The organism is Undibacterium sp. Rencai35W, assembly GCF_049340185.1.
Taxonomy (GTDB): domain Bacteria; phylum Pseudomonadota; class Gammaproteobacteria; order Burkholderiales; family Burkholderiaceae_D; genus Undibacterium.
On sequence record NZ_JBMPPC010000003.1, the window covers coordinates 267003 to 282602 of the forward strand.

Consider the following 15600-nt stretch of genomic DNA (forward strand, 5'->3'; position numbering starts at 1 on the left):
AAAGAACTCATGATGCAGTCAACTTCTTACTTACTCAGCCTCGCAATCTGGTGTCCCATTATTTTTGGACTCTTTGTGCTGGCATTTGGTCGCGATAGCAATCCCGGACTGACACGTGGTGTCTCGTTAATCGGCTCGCTAGCCAGTTTGCTGGTAACCATCCCTCTAATTGAGCGCTTTGATAACGCAGCGCATGGTATGCAGTTCGTGGAAAAGAGTGCCTGGATAGAGCGCCTGAACGTCTTCTATGCATTAGGCGTTGACGGTATTTCATTATGGCTGGTGCCATTGACTGCCTTCATTACGGTAATTGTTGTGATTGCTGCCTGGGAAGTCATTGAAAAACAAGTTGCGCAATATATGGGGGCTTTCCTGATATTGTCCGGCCTAATGATTGGTGTTTTCTGCGCCACGGACGGATTGCTGTTTTATGTATTCTTTGAGGCGACTCTGATACCGATGTTTATCATCGTTGGTGTCTGGGGTGGTCCAAATCGTGTGTATGCCGCATTCAAGTTTTTCCTCTATACGTTGATGGGTTCTCTGTTAACTTTGGTCGCGATTATCTACTTGTATTTTAAGGCAGGGAACAGCTTCGATATTTTGGCCTGGCACCAGTTGCCATTGCCATTGTCAACACAGATTATGATTTTCCTGGCTTTCCTGATGGCGTTTGCGGTCAAAGTGCCAATGTGGCCAGTGCATACGTGGCTGCCTGATGCTCACGTAGAAGCGCCAACCGGTGGTTCGGTTGTTCTGGCAGCCATCATGTTGAAATTGGGTGCCTATGGTTTCTTGCGTTTTTCTCTGCCGATTGCACCGGATGCGAGTCATTACTTATCTGGCTTTATTATTACCTTGTCCCTGATTGCCGTTATCTACATTGGTTTAGTGGCACTGGTACAGGCAGATATGAAAAAACTGGTGGCGTATTCTTCGATCGCTCATATGGGTTTTGTCACACTAGGTTTCTTCATGTTTAACGACATGTCGGTACAAGGTGCGATTGTTCAGATGATTTCACACGGCTTTATTTCCGGAGCAATGTTCTTGTGTATCGGTGTCTTGTACGATCGCGTGCATTCTCGTCAGATCGTTGATTACGGTGGCGTTGTGAATACGATGCCTAAGTTTGCTGCTTTATTCGTTCTCTTCTCAATGGCAAATTGCGGCTTACCGGCGACATCGGGATTCGTTGGCGAATTCATGGTGATCCTTGGTGCGGTCCAGTTTAATTTCTGGATTGGTATGCTAGCGGCGACCGCGCTGATCTTCGGTGCTGCTTACTCTCTCTGGATGGTGAAGCGGGTTGTGTTCGGTGCGATTGTGCATGAGCATGTCGCACAGTTGGCAGATCTTAATAAACGCGAATTTTTCATGTTGGGTGTTTTAGCGATCGCGGTCATTGCAATGGGTTTGTACCCAGCGCCATTCACTGATGCAATGCAGGTTTCTGTTGCAGACTTATTAAAGCATGTCGCAGCGACAAAAATCACACCCTGAGTACGTTGAATAATTAGCTGGACAATGAATTGAGCGATTAACTGAGCAATAAGCCGGATGATACGCTTAGAAATAACAAAAGACTGAATTGTGAGCGGGCATACAAAATGCTCGTGCAACTACAGATCGATGCTAGTACTTAGTACAAACGAAACTATATGAACCTGATACCACTTTATCCTGAAATCTTTTTGCTCCTGGCGATCTGCGTGATTTTGTTGATCGACATGTTTTTAGCAGATGATAAACGTAACGTGACATACGCACTGAGTATCTTGACTCTGGCGATATGTGGCGTGTTGACGGTGATGAATCCTAGCGGAGATATTTCGGTTTACCTAAGTAATAAAATGTTTGTGTCCGACCCGATGTCGAATTTGCTTAAATTATTTTCCTATATCGCAGTCGGTTTGACATTGATTTATGGCCGTCAATATGCGGCTGATCGTGGCATGACAAATGACAAATTAGGTGGTGAGTTCTATGTACTTGCCCTGTTTTCATTGCTTGGTCAGATGGTAATGATTTCGGGGAATAATTTCCTGGTCATTTATCTTGGTCTGGAATTGATGTCTCTGTCTCTTTATGCCTTGGTTGCATTGCGCAGAGACCATACTGTATCAACAGAAGCGGCGATGAAGTATTTCATTCTTGGCGCTCTAGCATCCGGTTTCCTGTTGTACGGTATATCCATGTTGTACGGTGCAACTGGATCGCTGGATCTGGCAGAAGTAGCTAAGGCTGCTGCTTCGCCTGCTGCAAACAAGCAGATTCTAGTATTCGGTATTGTCTTCCTGGTCGCTGGTCTGGCATTTAAACTCGGTGTTGTACCGTTCCATATGTGGGTGCCTGACGTTTATCAGGGATCTCCTACCGCAGTCACGCTCTTGCTGGGTGGTGCGCCGAAGCTCGCTGCTTTTGCTATCTGTTTTCGCTTGCTCGTTGAAGGACTTTTCCCACAAGCGATAGACTGGCAGCAAATGCTGGTCGTATTAGCTGTGATGTCCATGGCCATTGGTAATATTACAGCGATCGCTCAGACAAATCTGAAGCGCATGCTTGCTTACTCAACGATCTCCCAGATGGGATTTATGCTATTGGGCTTGTTGTCAGGCGTGGTGGGTCACAATACAAGTTTTGCTGCCGAAGCTTATAGTGCCTCTATGTTCTACAGCATCACTTACGTGTTGACGACACTGGGTACTTTTGGCGTGATCATGTTGTTGGCACGTTCAGGTTTTGAAGCTGAAAATCTCGATGATTTGAAAGGCCTCAATAAACGTAGCCCATGGTTTGCACTGGTGATGTTGTTATTGATGTTTTCACTGGCTGGCATCCCGCCAATGATGGGTTTCTACGCGAAATTGTCTGTATTAAAAGCTGTGCTGGCAACTGGCCAGGTATGGCTCGCTGTGGCAGCGGTTCTGTTCTCATTGATTGGTGCTTTCTACTATATTCGCGTAGTGAAATTGATGTACTTTGATCAGCCGGCAGATCAACATGCGATCATCGCTAGTACAGATATGCGTATTGTTCTTAGCATTAACGGTATTGCTGTTCTGGTGATGGGCTTGATGCCAGGTTCTTTGATGTCGGCTTGCACCAATGCGATCATCAAGACCTTAGCGTCCTGATGTATTTTCCGGATACTCTTTAGTGGAAGTTTCTGCATCTGCCTGGCTGGTGATTATCTTGGCGATAATCGCGGCCAATCTGCCGTTTTTCAATGATCGCCTGTTTGCAATCATTCCATTGTCTAGCTGGCTCGCAAAGCCCTTTTGGTTCCGTTTGTTTGAGCTAACGGTCTTCTATTTCTCGCTTGGGTTCATCGCCAGCCTGCTCGAATCTAAAGCAGGTAATCGCTTTCCCCAGACCTGGGAATTCTATGCGATTACTTCATGCCTGTTCATTGTTCTTGCGTTTCCGGGTTTTGTATATCGTTATCTGAGAAAACAGCATGGATAAGCTGACACTGAGCCCGGATGCGAATCCTCATCTTGCTGAGATAAAAGTGAGTGGAGAACTCGCCTACTCAGGTAGTTTTCTCAAAGTCGAAAAAGATATAGTTCGTTTACCTGATGCTAATCAAGTTACCCGTGAATATATAAAACATCCTGGTGCGGTCGTCATTTTGCCATTGCTTGATGATGGTACTGTGCTGATGGAACGTCAGTTTCGCTATCCACTCAATCAGGTGTTTATCGAATTCCCGGCCGGTAAAATTGATCCTGATGAAGATGCCCTAGTTTGCGCTAAACGCGAATTGCTCGAAGAGACTGGGTACACCGCAACCGAGTGGCGTTACCTTTGTACGATTCATAACGCAATTGCGTACTCAGATGAGCATCTGGATATTTTTCTTGCCAAAGGACTGGTTGCCGGAAAAGCGCAGTTAGATGAAGAAGAATTTCTCGAAACGTTTACTGCGACTATTCCTGAACTTTTAGACTGGGTGAGGACAGGAAAAATCACGGACGTAAAAACTGTTATCGGCAGTTTTTGGCTTCAAAAAGTACTTTCTGAAAACTGGTGATTCTTTAATAGTCATCAGAAAAATTGATAATGTAGGTTGAAAATCTACATCAAGATCAAGCCAGCCACTTTGAGGAAAAGTGGCTTTTTTATTGTTGTGGTAAAAGCAGACGCAAATCATTTTTACGTCATGTTTATATCTTGAGCGGACCTTTTTAGAGAATCTTTACCGCGCTGGTGCTATCTTGGAATCACCACAACAACCCGTGTTAATTCCATGAATCGCATTACCTCAGCATCTAGTTCTTCGCGCTTTTCTTTGGTTTCCGCATTTACTTCAGCGAAGACTCTCTCATCGGATGGTAGCAACAGTAACCCGTCTCTCGCAAAACCAAAATACGCGTCAACAACAGTTACTTTTCCCAAGGTATCTTATCGCATTCAACGACAAGTTATGTCGCCAGAATTTATGATGCGGATTACCGTCGATAGTGATTGCGCTACCGAATTAAGGCATCTGATATTAAATCGTTGTGGCAAGTTGGTCACCTATATTCGCATGCAGCCTGTAGACCACGCTAGTCGCATGATCGTTTGGTTGTGCCTGGCAAAGCCAGCAGTTGAAACCATTATTCACGCAGTCATGATGGCTTTACCAAGTGCTGAGTTTGGAAAAATTACGCCATTATCTCCGACGCTTGTCCGCTAAGTTTTAGATCTGATCAGTGAGAAGAAGAGAGACTAAAAGCTTAGCCCCATCTCTTAATCAATCCCTCTTGTATCGATGAAAGAAAACGATTATGACTACATTTGATGGTATTTGGGTGCCCTTGGTCACGCCTTTCCGACAACAAAAAATTGATTTGAGAGCCGCGCAGCAACTCGCTCTGCAAATGACTGATGCTGGTGTCAAAGGTCTGGTTGTTTGTGGTACTACCGGCGAGTCAGCGACCCTTGATGATGCAGAACAAGCGCGATTACTCGCTGCGATTCAAGAAGCGGTTCCCGCCAATTTTCCTGTTGCATTAGGTTTAAGTGGTAGTGGCACGCATGCAATGGTGGAGCGCTTGACGCGCTTCGGTATTACGCCAGCGGCTTATCTGATTTCTGCACCAACCTATGTCCGTCCATCGCAAGAAGGCATACGCTTACATTTTGAGGCCTTGGCCGCAGCGAGTGACCGTCCCATTATTTTATATAACATTCCTTCCAGAACTGGCGCCAATATTGACTTGGAAACAGTCGCCACACTTGCTGCTAATCCTAAATTTGTCGCGATCAAAGATTGTGGCGGTCAATTAGACCAGACCAGCGCATTACTCAGTCAGGCTAGACTCAATGTTTTATGCGGTGACGACGCATTGATGTTTGATGTATTTGCCATGGGTGGGCATGGTGCTATTTCTGCATCTGCACACATACGCCCAGATTTATTTGTCCATTTGTTGCATTTAATAGGGCATTCAAAAACGCGAGAGGCCTTAGTCTTATTCAGCCAATTATTACCATTGATTAAAGTCTTGTTTTCGGAACCAAATCCGGCACCGGTCAAAGCTGCTTTATCTATGTTGTGGGGTACAGAAGACAGTATGCGTTTGCCGATGACACCTATGTCCAATAAGGGAAAACTCCAGTTAGCAAAAGCCCTTGAGCAAGTAATGGCCATACCTAGTCCTAACGTATCAAATTTTAGCTCGCTGAAAATATCACAGCGCGAATTGGAATTGCAATTAATCACCGAGACGACATTTTCTCCTAAGTGTTCTGCTGAGCTTGCTTCAGAACCCAGTAAAGAACTAGTTCATTAAATCCCGATTAAAGCAGAGTTTGCAAAAAAAGAACATTATGATAATTACGATTGCCAATCAAACTGGCGGCACCGAAAAATCCATGCTGGCAGATAGCCTTGCTGCCTTGCGTACTCAGACCGGACGTAAGGTATTGCTGGTGGATAATGATCCTAAACAGTCGTCCTTATGCTGGTGTACCGAGCGCAATGCCAGTGGTATTAGTCCTGCGGTCATGGCGCGAGCTGTTAGCGGTAAGGGAATGCAGCCAGAGTTGGAAAATTTAGGCTACCGCTTTCAAGATATTGTCATTGATACCGAAGCTCGTGATTCTCTGGGCAGCAGGTCCGCATTGATCGCTGCACGCTTGGTAGTCATTGCGTTGGATTCCGATCAATTTAATACAGATAGGATTGATTCTGTAAATTCAAATTGCTTTAGCGAAGACAAACTGACCGCAAGAATCGTCGCCGCTCGTGAATTTAACCCTAGTCTGCGTATTCTTGTTGTGATTACCTACCGTTCTACCTATCCCACATCTGACTGTTTAGACGCCGCCAAACAATTTGTTGCAGGCGTTCCTTTTGCTGAGTTGTTTACTAGACCAATACATGCAGATGCGGTTTTGCATGCGGCCTACAAGGAGGGACTGGCAATCAGCGAATGTGCGGACAGGCAAACAGCGCAAGAGATACAAGATTTATACATTGAAGTTTTTGGTGATTAAGTGATCATTCAGCGCCGCTATGTCATTTACCTTTTCATTTTTCATTGTTTTACTTTTAGTACTTAATTCCATGTTAGGCATGTCGCCTCAGTTGATCGTAAATTCTCAGTCCGATTTGTTAACGACGTCGGGAGTAAGTCCGGGAGTAGCGTCCTCACCAAGCAATAACCAGATTTTCATGGCGTGTACTTGCTTGTTGTTGATACTGCTTTTGCTCTCATTATTCGGACAATCGTTTCGATATTGGGTACCAATATCAGTAGCCAATAGGGCTAGCCTGCAAGTGAGCGCTGGATTGATCTTATTGTTGGCTGCGCTGGGAATGGTATTTTTTTCTAAGACAAAGAAAATATCTCAGCGCACTAATCATCAAGCCAATCAAATCCTTGATCCGTTTGATGATAAGCGCTGGTCTTTGTTGCGGCTTTTTAGCCCGACTGCAATGATGACAGTCTTGTTGTTAAGCGCGATACAGCCAGAGCACATGCAGCAAATTGTGGCTGCTTCGGCTGCCGCCACGGTGGTGCTTACCGTCCTTCTCGTTACGCTAAAAAATGTACAAAACTATCGCAGATTCGCATTAGTCGCTAATGGCTTTCAGATCTTGTTAGGTTTGATTCTGGCGGTGATTGCGATCGATAGAATGTTGACTGGTCTCCATCTGTATTTTCAGCATTGATGGGACTCCGATGATTTTGACCATGGTGGCTGATCCCTCTCTGCATTCAATGCGCGCAAGCGCCACGTTGGCGAAGGCTGTTGCACAACAGCGGGCAGATGCTGGTAGAAATGTACTGCTGGTTTCTCAGCAGTCTGATACTGAGCTTGGTTGGAATGCGATCGAGCTGAAAGCTGGCGCGGCATTGCATTCAATTTGTGCCGGTAGTCTGGCAGCCAAGCTGGAAACGACTTACTGCGCTTATCACACAACCTTGATTCATTTATATCAGGATCAAGACCGGCATCAACATCTCGAACACCATGCGCTGATGGCGTCCTGCGATGTGGCTGTATTCCATTTGCATGCGGCACATTTTGATAGCCGGGCGCAGCAGCGTTTACTCACGCAGATTGCCGCGGTGCGCCTTCATCGTTGGGATCGCCCGGTCCTGTTGGCGATTGAATCTACGTCGGCCAGTCTTGAGCAAATTGCCAGTCTCATCGCAATGGAGAAAAATCTGCAAATCAAAATCGTTTTGCTACCAGCCGGGGCAGATAGTCCTGATAGATGCAAGAGTCTGTATCGAGCGCTATTTCTTTGACTTCAGCTGTTTTTATATATTCTGAGTAACACTGATTTTAATGAGTCTCTAATATGAAACATTTAATATGCTTTAGCATTTGCATCTAATAGTCATATGGACACCTGATATATTCAAGTCGGCATTTTATTGTAGAAATAATTTGCTATGCGAGGTATTACTAAGTAGCTTGAACCTTGATGTCGCAAAATAATTCAAGGAAACCGATAAACGACGTAGATATAAACTGCATACAAAAAAACCACGATTTTTCGTGGTTTTTTGTATTTATGTGAAAGCAAACAGGCAGCGTTTTACATACTCGGATAGTTAGGACCACCACCACCTTCGGGAGTAACCCATACAATATTTTGTGTCGGATCTTTGATGTCGCAAGTTTTGCAATGGACACAGTTTTGCGCATTGATTTGCAGGCGGTCTGCGCCTTCTTCCGTCTTCACAAACTCATACACGCCAGCAGGACAATAACGGGACTCTGGCCCGGCATAGGTCGCCAGATTGATGCCGACCGGGACGCTTGCATCTTTTAAGGTTAAATGAATCGGCTGATCTTCGGCGTGGTTCGTATTTGAAATAAATACCGACGACAGGCGGTCAAACGTCAGTTTGCCATCCGGTTTCGGATACACAATCGGCTGGAATTCGGACGCAGGGCGCAAACATTCATGATCGGCTTTTGAGTGATGCAAGGTCCATGGTGCCTTGCCTCGCAAGACAACCTGATCCAGCCAGACTAGCGGAGAACCATAGGTTCCCTTTTTCAGTAAAGGCTTTACATTGCGCGCGGTATGCAATTCCTCATGTAGCCAAGACTGTTCAAATGCTGTTGAGTAGGCTGTCAGTTCATCGTGCTGACGTTGTGCACCCAATGCATCAAAAGCGGCGGTCGCTGCCAGCATGCCTGTTTTAATCGCGGCATGGCTACCCTTGATACGGCTCATATTCAAGAAGCCAGCATCACAACCAATCAAAGCGCCACCTGGGAATGTCAGTTTAGGCAGCGATTGCAAGCCGCCAGCAGTAATCGCACGTGCGCCATAAGAAATACGCTTGCCACCTTCAAAGAAGCCGCAAATTGCCGGATGCGTTTTGAAACGCTGAAACTCCTCATACGGTGACAGGTAAGGGTTTTCATAGGCGAGACCAACAACATAGCCGACGGCAACTTGATTGTTTTCCAGGTGATACAGGAAAGATCCGCTGTATTGATCCATTAACGGCCATCCTGTCGTGTGAACCACCAGACCTGGCTTATGTTGCTTAGGATCGATTTCCCATAATTCTTTGATGCCGATACCGTATGACTGTGGATCTTTACCTTTGCTCAGATCGTATTTTGCGATTACTTGCTTGCCCAGGTGACCACGCGCACCCTCGGCGAATAAAGTGTATTTTGCATGCAGCTCCATACCCAGCTGGAAGGCCGGAGAGGCCGCGCCATGACGGTCTACGCCCATATTGCCTGTCGCTACGCCCTTAACCGATCCATCGTCGTTGTACAGCACTTCAGCGGCGGCAAAGCCTGGAAATACCTCGACACCCAGCGCCTCGGCTTGCTGACCTAGCCAGCGAGTGACATTTGCCAGTGAGACGATATAGTTGCCATGATTCTCAAAGCAGGCTGGCAACATCCAGTTTGGTGTTTTGTACGCTTTTTTCTCGGTCAGAACGAGGACACGATCTTCGGTGACTTCGGTATTTAACGGCGCGCCCATTTCCTTCCAGTTCGGAAATAATTCGCTTAGCGCTTTGGGATCCATGACGGCACCGGACAGGATGTGCGCACCAGGTTCTCCGCCTTTTTCAAGAACGCAGACCGACACTTCATTGCCTTTTTCTGCAGCGAGTTGTTTGAGCTTGATCGCAGCGGACAGGCCGGCAGGGCCGCCACCGACGATGACGACGTCATATTCCATCGCATCGCGCGGACCGTATTGCTCTACTAGGCTTTGTGTCATGGTGATTATCGCTTTCAGAAAATTTACGAACGAACGTGCTTATTTGTTGTCGGTATGTTATATGCTGTGACTTTATTCTGCAAGCTGAGCATCTGTTCTAAAAATTATGTGATGCCTGCTTTTATTGTGGGTGAATTATCGCAGAGCACTTGGCAAGATGCAGCATTTTCATGCTTTTTCTCTCTTCAGTTTGAGAAAAATAGTCGTGAAACCGGGAATTTATAAAACACAAACATGGTGACTATGTCATCATAGCGGCACATTTAGAGTGGTACGCTTACTCAAGCTTTTAGCAGGATTTCGATTACAGTTTTTGGCCGATATTTTGGCAGTATTTTCATCCGGAGAATCAAATGGGTATTGAAGTTAATTTTGAGGGAAAAATTGCATTAGTCACAGGAGCGTCCAGCGGCCTCGGTGCCCGGTTTGCCAAAATTCTTGCGCAGGCTGGTGCTCAGGTAGTGCTGGCATCGCGTCGTATCGATCGCTTAAAAGAATTGCGTGCAGAGATCGAGGCAGAGGGCGGTGCTGCCCATGTTGTCGCGCTTGATGTGACAGATTATGCGAGCATCAAATCGGCGATTGCTCACGCAGAAACCGAAGCGGGTCCGATTGATATCCTCATCAATAACTCCGGCGTTTCAACGACACAGCGTCTGATTGACGTGACGCCAGAAGATTATGCGTATGTGATGGATACCAATCAACGCGGTGCTTTTTTTGTTGCCCAGGAAGCTGCTAAACGGATGATTGCACGCTATAAAGGTGATCCAAAAAAACAACATCGCATCATTAATATTGCCTCGGTAGCTGGCTTACGAGTCTTGCCGCAAATTGGCATTTACTGCGTCAGTAAAGCCGCAGTCGTGCATATGACGAAATCAATGGCTGTTGAATGGGGTAAGTTTGGTATCAACGTCAATGCAATTTGTCCGGGCTATATTTCTACAGAAATTAATCAAGATCATTTCAGCAGCGAGCAAGGCCAGAAACTGATCGACATGTTGCCGAGAAAACGCGTTGGCGTGCCGGAAGATCTTGATGGTTTATTGTTGCTGCTGGCTGCAGAAGAGTCGCGTTTCCTGAACGGAGCGATAGTGACGGCAGACGATGGAATGAGCGCGCAATGATCGATCAGAAAGTGCCTGATAAAAAATTGGTTTATACCGTGACCATTCCTATTCGCTGGGGCGATATGGATGCGATGGGTCATGTCAATAATACGGTGTACTTTCGCTACATGGAGCAGGCGCGTATCGAGTGGCTGACGATGCTGGGCTGTTTGCCTGATGACAAAGGTAATGGGCCAGTGATCGTGAATGCGCATTGCACTTTCAAGCGTCCTCTGAAATATCCTGACCAGGTCGAGGTCTGTACTTATATCGGTGATGCCGGGCGTAGCAGTTTTGAAACAATTCAAGAAATGCGCAGCGTAGGTGACGGTTATGCTTTGTACGCCGAGGGCGGCGCCAAAGTTGTCTGGGTAGATGCGCAAACGCAAAAATCGACGGCATTACCCGAGGCGATCAAGCAAAAACTGACGGAGTTAAAATCAGCTGCCAAGCCACAGCGTCGCGCCAGAGCTGCGTAACTGCCTTGAGGTGATATTTGCTGTCGTAATTAATGTGGTATTAGCTGACGATACGTAATAATTTGTGCACCAGCTCACTTGAGGTCGATGCTGTAAATTTGCGCATCAGCTTAGCCCGGTGCATTTCCACCGTTCTGGGACTGAGTCCGATTTGACGAGCGATCAGCTTACTGGTTTTACCCTCAACGAGTAAGGCGGCAATCTCTCTTTCGCGTGGTGTCAGTTCGGCGGTCACAGAACGTTTTGAGCTCAGATCTTCAAAGGTCCATATGCCAGCGGCATGTGCATCTTCTTTGTGTAGCCCACGTCCTGATACGTGGCACCAGAAGAGTTCTTGATTGGCGCGCTTCATGATGCGTTCGTCGGAATAGTAGCCTTTGCTGCTCATGATCGGTGTGATGCGGGCACCTGTCCGTTCGAACTCATCTGGAGTCGGGTAGAGTACGAGAAATGATTGGCCGAGCAACTCTTCTTTTTGATAGCCAAACATGTTCGCTAAATCATCGTTGCAGGCGCGGATGATGCGGTTTTGAGAGACGCACATACCGACGGGAGCCTGCTGAAAAATAGTTTCAAAATTGATGGCCTGCGCTACATTCATAGTGAGTAATCTGGTCTCGAATGGGTATGGGAATTTCGTCTTCGCATCATGGGCGCTGTCATTGCTTTTGTCTGCGCAGCCATGATTGATCAATGACATAAAGGTCAAAAAAATTAAATAAAAATCAGGTATTTTTACGGTATTGCGCGGCATAGAGTAGCATCTTATGCTGTGTGTATCATAAGAGATGCGCATTAAAAAAAGTATAAAAAATTTCCGTCTGGACGGAATGCGTGTGACGAGACGTTTTCATCATTAAAAAGGGACAAAATGAATAAGGTTTATCCTGACGCTGCCTCGGCTCTGGCAGATATCGTCAAAGATGGTCAAACCATTGCGGTCGGCGGTTTTGGACTCTGCGGTATTCCCGAGGCGCTGATTGCCGCCTTGCGCGATTCTGGTGTTCAGAACCTGACAGCGATTTCGAATAATGCCGGTGTGGATGGCTTTGGCCTGGGGCAATTGTTGACTACCCGTCAGATCAAAAAAATGATCGCTTCTTACGTTGGTGAAAATAAAGAGTTTGAACGTCAGTATCTGGCTGGCGAACTGGCACTTGAATTTACACCGCAGGGCACTCTCGCTGAGAAATTACGTGCAGGCGGCGCGGGTATCCCCGCATTTTTTACGAAAACTGGCGTCGGCACGATTGTGGCGGATGGTAAAGAGATCCGCGAATTTGACGGACAGCGTTATGTGATGGAGCGTTCTCTGGTTGCCGATGTATCGCTGGTCAAAGCCTATAAGGCCGATAAGTCAGGCAATCTGGTCTATCGCAAAACAGCACGCAACTTCAATCCGAATGTCGCTATGGCAGGCAAGATCACCGTGGTTGAAGTGGAGCAATTGGTAGAAACAGGTGAGATTGATCCTGATGACGTTCATACGCCAGGCATTTTTGTTCATCGCATCGTTGTGAATGCAACGCCTGAAAAACGCATAGAACAGCGCACTGTTCGCCCAGCAGAATAAGGAGAACAAGATGGCTTGGAATCGTGATGAAATGGCTGCACGTGCGGCAAAAGAATTACAGGACGGATATTACGTCAATCTGGGTATTGGCTTGCCAACCCTGGTTGCGAATCATGTGCCGCAAGGGATGGAAGTCTGGTTGCAATCTGAAAATGGCTTGTTGGGAATCGGCCCGTTTCCGACGGAAGCAGAAGTAGATCCCGACATGATTAATGCCGGCAAGCAGACCGTGACGACATTGCCTGGATCATCGATATTCAGCTCGGCAGATTCTTTTGCGATGATACGCGGTGGCAAGATCAATCTTGCTATTTTGGGGGCAATGCAGGTCAGCGAGCATGGCGATCTGGCGAACTGGATGATCCCCGGCAAGATGGTCAAAGGCATGGGCGGTGCGATGGATCTGGTTGCCGGCGTTGGTCATGTTGTGGTCTTGATGGAGCACGTCGCAAAAGGTGACACGCACAAAATCCTGAAATCCTGCAATCTGCCTTTAACCGGTGTAGGTGTCGTGAATCGCATCATCACTGATCTTGGCGTGATCGATGTGACACCGGCAGGATTGAAATTGATCGAACTGGCGCCCGGTGTCAGTATAGAAGAAATTACTGCGAAAACAGAAGCCGCATTGGATATCAGCGCATGTAGCTGATGAGATTCTGCTAATCCGGTCGTGTTAATGCAAAACGCCAGCAGATATTGCTGGCGTTTTTTATTTAAAGAGGTGATTCCGGTCTAATGGTGAAAATGGTGAATCCAGATTGAATATACTGGATGGTGTATAGGGGATAATGCCTTATTTCTCTATGATTGACGGGCACATTCGGGCATTTGAGGGCGATACTCCCTGTTTTTTTAAAAAATTGAAGTATTTTTACTGTTTTTTCTTTGCCATCTCGCCGACTGGTTTGACATCGCCACAATCAGCTGACAACCACTTGCCTTTGGTTTCCATATGTTGACTGATAGGTTTTCCATGAGTAACCCCTTTAAAGTCATAGGTCGATTGCATTGCGCTATCTCCGCTATACATGCCTTTGACCGTTCCTGTGCCCTTCATGTCGGGACTGTCGCAGATCAGATCCATCGACCATGTACCCCCGCTGTTTTGGATGTTTTTGGGCTGGCAGGAAGCATCTTCTTTTTGCCCCGTGCCGGGGTGATCACGCTCTGCCATTTCCTTCGTGATACAGACCTGATGTGTCATGCCACCATTTTGCATCATGGGTATTTTGATGCCCATTTGCTTCATTTTCTCTAGCTGTTCTGGAGGAATCGCCGGCATATTTTTCATCGTATCCGACTGCATGGTCATCTCCCACAAGCCAGGCTTCATTTTGCCTGCGGCAAAAACAGCAGGAGTTGCTGTAGCGATGAATAAGCCTAGTAAAGAGGTCAGGATGACAGATGTCGGTTGTGTGCGCATAGCTTGCCTCATGGACAGATAGTGGAGCGAAGGAGCATCAATATGACTGACGAAAAAACCAAGACCTCTCACCACAGTGACACAGAGGCGCTGTGACGCAGAGACACAAATACAAGGCAGGGGTAAGCAGTTCCATAGGATGTCGGTTGAAGAATTTTTAGAAGTTCCTCAAATGAATCCGTAAGCCTGATGCGCCTGTTGGCGCAAAATGTCTCTGGAAGCCGCACCCAGCCTGCGGATTCAATATGACTAGTGGCAAGCAAATGTCGTTTTGCGAAAGTCCCGATCAGCTAAACAGATGATGAATTATTAATATAGTTCGCTAAGGGAGAAATTCAAAGTTATTTCGCCCCTGATCCGTTCAAACTCCCGCCCTTTTTTGCTATAAGCCGTTATTGGGCGACCCAGCCACCATCCATATTCCATGCCACGCCGCGTACCTGATTGGCAGCGTCGCTACAGAAAAACACAGCAAGAGCACCTAACTGTTCAGGCGTAACAAATTCGCCTGAGGGTTGTTTTTCAGCGAGCAGGGCTTTCTTGGCGTCATCATTACTCAGCTTGTCGGCGGCTGCGCGCGCATCGACTTGCTTCTGGACCAGTGGTGTCAATACCCAGCCCGGGCAAATTGCATTACAGGTGATGCCTGTATGGGCAGTTTCTAATGCCGTAGTTTTGGTAAAACCAACCAAGCCATGTTTGGCGGCGACATAGGCAGATTTCTGTGCTGACGCGACCAGACCATGGACTGAGGCGATATTAATGATGCGACCCCAGTTTTTGGTTTTCATGCCAGGTAAGGCCAGGCGTGTCGTATGGAACGCTGAACTCAGATTAATCGCAATGATGGCGTCCCATTTTTCGACCGGAAAATCCTCAATGTTCGCCACATGCTGGATGCCAGCGTTATTCACCAGGATATCGACGCCGCCAAATTGACTCGTCGCATAATCCATCATTGCCGTGATCTCGGCGGCTTTACTCATATCGGCATTGTGATAGGCCGTTTTTACCGAAAATTCTTGAGCCACAGCAGCTTGCAGGGCCGCTATTTCCTGCGCATCTCCGAAACCATTAAAAATAATATTGGCACCGGCTCCGGCAAACGATCTGGCAATACCCAAACCAATACCGGAGGTTGAGCCGGTAACCAGTGCTGTTTTACCTTTGAGTGAATGATTTTGCATCGCGACCCCTTGTATATGTTTAAAATGATGGTTGTAGAACTTACCTATGTTATCCGGCATACCCTCGCTATGAGGCCGGTAGATGACGTGAACCCTAAGCATTCAAATGACGTC

Annotated in this window: 17 protein-coding genes; 13 read left to right on the top strand and 4 right to left on the bottom strand. The window is 46.8% G+C overall.

What is annotated here, in order from left to right; all coding sequences use genetic code 11:
• Positions 1 to 9: 9 nt before the first annotated feature.
• The 9 genes from ACO0K3_RS08270 to ACO0K3_RS08310 all read left to right on the top strand — a co-directional run bounded on the left by ACO0K3_RS08270 (position 10) and on the right by ACO0K3_RS08310 (position 7751).
• Positions 10 to 1503 (top strand): NADH-quinone oxidoreductase subunit M, encoded by a 1494-nt coding sequence (locus ACO0K3_RS08270; RefSeq protein WP_422983575.1) that lies wholly within the window; start codon positions 10 to 12, stop codon positions 1501 to 1503.
• A 158-nt stretch (positions 1504 to 1661) separates the two neighbouring features.
• Entirely contained in the window at positions 1662 to 3137 is a 1476-nt protein-coding gene (gene nuoN / locus ACO0K3_RS08275; protein WP_422983577.1) for an NADH-quinone oxidoreductase subunit NuoN, read from the top strand.
• Between the two features lie 22 nt (positions 3138 to 3159).
• Positions 3160 to 3468, top strand: a complete 309-nt coding sequence (locus ACO0K3_RS08280) for a DUF2818 family protein (RefSeq protein WP_422983579.1) — start codon at positions 3160 to 3162, stop codon at positions 3466 to 3468.
• On the top strand, positions 3461 to 4036 hold the full coding sequence (locus tag ACO0K3_RS08285) for an NUDIX domain-containing protein (RefSeq protein ID WP_422983581.1): 576 nt from the start codon (positions 3461 to 3463) through the stop codon (positions 4034 to 4036). The genes ACO0K3_RS08280 and ACO0K3_RS08285 overlap by 8 nt, the downstream gene beginning before the upstream one ends.
• Positions 4037 to 4429: 393 nt before the next feature.
• Complete coding sequence (locus ACO0K3_RS08290) at positions 4430 to 4684, top strand: hypothetical protein (RefSeq protein ID WP_422983583.1); 255 nt, start codon at positions 4430 to 4432, stop codon at positions 4682 to 4684.
• 91 nt (positions 4685 to 4775) lie between these two features.
• Positions 4776 to 5783, top strand: a complete 1008-nt coding sequence (dapA, locus tag ACO0K3_RS08295) for a 4-hydroxy-tetrahydrodipicolinate synthase (protein WP_422983585.1) — start codon at positions 4776 to 4778, stop codon at positions 5781 to 5783.
• Positions 5784 to 5820: 37 nt separating this feature from the next.
• Positions 5821 to 6489 (top strand): hypothetical protein, encoded by a 669-nt coding sequence (locus tag ACO0K3_RS08300; protein WP_422983587.1) that lies wholly within the window; start codon positions 5821 to 5823, stop codon positions 6487 to 6489.
• A gap of 19 nt (positions 6490 to 6508) precedes the next feature.
• Positions 6509 to 7168, top strand: coding sequence for a MarC family protein (locus ACO0K3_RS08305; protein WP_422983589.1), 660 nt, complete (start codon positions 6509 to 6511; stop codon positions 7166 to 7168).
• A 10-nt stretch (positions 7169 to 7178) separates the two neighbouring features.
• Complete coding sequence (locus tag ACO0K3_RS08310) at positions 7179 to 7751, top strand: hypothetical protein (RefSeq protein WP_422983591.1); 573 nt, start codon at positions 7179 to 7181, stop codon at positions 7749 to 7751.
• A gap of 293 nt (positions 7752 to 8044) precedes the next feature.
• Here the strand turns inward: ACO0K3_RS08310 and ACO0K3_RS08315 are convergent, their stop codons facing one another.
• A complete protein-coding gene (locus tag ACO0K3_RS08315) occupies positions 8045 to 9667 on the bottom strand; it encodes an electron transfer flavoprotein-ubiquinone oxidoreductase (protein WP_422984041.1) in 1623 nt (540 codons plus the stop codon).
• Between the two features lie 395 nt (positions 9668 to 10062).
• Here ACO0K3_RS08315 and ACO0K3_RS08320 point away from each other — a divergent pair, with 395 nt between their 5' ends.
• Together ACO0K3_RS08320 and ACO0K3_RS08325 are read left to right on the top strand one after the other, a co-directional pair.
• On the top strand, positions 10063 to 10839 hold the full coding sequence (locus ACO0K3_RS08320; RefSeq protein WP_422956042.1) for an SDR family oxidoreductase: 777 nt from the start codon (positions 10063 to 10065) through the stop codon (positions 10837 to 10839).
• Entirely contained in the window at positions 10836 to 11300 is a 465-nt protein-coding gene (locus tag ACO0K3_RS08325) for an acyl-CoA thioesterase (protein ID WP_422983593.1), read from the top strand. The genes ACO0K3_RS08320 and ACO0K3_RS08325 overlap by 4 nt, the downstream gene beginning before the upstream one ends.
• A 40-nt stretch (positions 11301 to 11340) precedes the next feature.
• Here the strand turns inward: ACO0K3_RS08325 and ACO0K3_RS08330 are convergent, their stop codons facing one another.
• Positions 11341 to 11901, bottom strand: coding sequence for a LuxR C-terminal-related transcriptional regulator (locus ACO0K3_RS08330; RefSeq protein ID WP_422960469.1), 561 nt, complete (start codon positions 11899 to 11901; stop codon positions 11341 to 11343).
• 270 nt (positions 11902 to 12171) lie between these two features.
• On the opposite strand from ACO0K3_RS08330, the gene ACO0K3_RS08335 reads away from it, so the two are divergent.
• Positions 12172 to 12873, top strand: coding sequence for a CoA transferase subunit A (locus ACO0K3_RS08335; RefSeq protein WP_422960375.1), 702 nt, complete (start codon positions 12172 to 12174; stop codon positions 12871 to 12873).
• Between the two features lie 10 nt (positions 12874 to 12883).
• The gene (locus tag ACO0K3_RS08340) at positions 12884 to 13525 is read left to right on the top strand and encodes a CoA transferase subunit B (RefSeq protein ID WP_422983595.1); all 642 of its coding nucleotides are present in this window, start codon (positions 12884 to 12886) and stop codon (positions 13523 to 13525) included.
• Between the two features lie 222 nt (positions 13526 to 13747).
• Here the strand turns inward: ACO0K3_RS08340 and ACO0K3_RS08345 are convergent, their stop codons facing one another.
• On the bottom strand, positions 13748 to 14299 hold the full coding sequence (locus ACO0K3_RS08345) for a DUF3617 domain-containing protein (RefSeq protein WP_422983597.1): 552 nt from the start codon (positions 14297 to 14299) through the stop codon (positions 13748 to 13750).
• 392 nt (positions 14300 to 14691) lie between these two features.
• On the bottom strand, positions 14692 to 15486 hold the full coding sequence (locus ACO0K3_RS08350; RefSeq protein ID WP_422983599.1) for a 3-hydroxybutyrate dehydrogenase: 795 nt from the start codon (positions 15484 to 15486) through the stop codon (positions 14692 to 14694).
• Positions 15487 to 15600: the final 114 nt, after the last annotated feature.

Bases quoted from the DNA above. Each gene is read 5' to 3' on its own strand.
- ACO0K3_RS08340 (WP_422983595.1), top strand. From the start codon at position 12,884: ATGGCTTGGAATCGTGATGAAATGGCTGCACGTGCGGCAAAAGAATTA.
- ACO0K3_RS08300 (WP_422983587.1), top strand. From the start codon at position 5,821: ATGATAATTACGATTGCCAATCAAACTGGCGGCACCGAAAAATCCATG.
- ACO0K3_RS08345 (WP_422983597.1), bottom strand. From the start codon at position 14,299: ATGCGCACACAACCGACATCTGTCATCCTGACCTCTTTACTAGGCTTA.
- ACO0K3_RS08285 (WP_422983581.1), top strand. From the start codon at position 3,461: ATGGATAAGCTGACACTGAGCCCGGATGCGAATCCTCATCTTGCTGAG.
- ACO0K3_RS08350 (WP_422983599.1), bottom strand. From the start codon at position 15,486: ATGCAAAATCATTCACTCAAAGGTAAAACAGCACTGGTTACCGGCTCA.
- nuoN (WP_422983577.1), top strand. From the start codon at position 1,662: ATGAACCTGATACCACTTTATCCTGAAATCTTTTTGCTCCTGGCGATC.
- ACO0K3_RS08315 (WP_422984041.1), bottom strand. From the start codon at position 9,667: ATGGAATATGACGTCGTCATCGTCGGTGGCGGCCCTGCCGGCCTGTCC.
- ACO0K3_RS08305 (WP_422983589.1), top strand. From the start codon at position 6,509: ATGTCATTTACCTTTTCATTTTTCATTGTTTTACTTTTAGTACTTAAT.
- ACO0K3_RS08310 (WP_422983591.1), top strand. From the start codon at position 7,179: ATGATTTTGACCATGGTGGCTGATCCCTCTCTGCATTCAATGCGCGCA.
- ACO0K3_RS08320 (WP_422956042.1), top strand. From the start codon at position 10,063: ATGGGTATTGAAGTTAATTTTGAGGGAAAAATTGCATTAGTCACAGGA.
- ACO0K3_RS08325 (WP_422983593.1), top strand. From the start codon at position 10,836: ATGATCGATCAGAAAGTGCCTGATAAAAAATTGGTTTATACCGTGACC.
- dapA (WP_422983585.1), top strand. From the start codon at position 4,776: ATGACTACATTTGATGGTATTTGGGTGCCCTTGGTCACGCCTTTCCGA.
- ACO0K3_RS08290 (WP_422983583.1), top strand. From the start codon at position 4,430: ATGTCGCCAGAATTTATGATGCGGATTACCGTCGATAGTGATTGCGCT.
- ACO0K3_RS08335 (WP_422960375.1), top strand. From the start codon at position 12,172: ATGAATAAGGTTTATCCTGACGCTGCCTCGGCTCTGGCAGATATCGTC.
- ACO0K3_RS08330 (WP_422960469.1), bottom strand. From the start codon at position 11,901: ATGAATGTAGCGCAGGCCATCAATTTTGAAACTATTTTTCAGCAGGCT.
- ACO0K3_RS08270 (WP_422983575.1), top strand. From the start codon at position 10: ATGATGCAGTCAACTTCTTACTTACTCAGCCTCGCAATCTGGTGTCCC.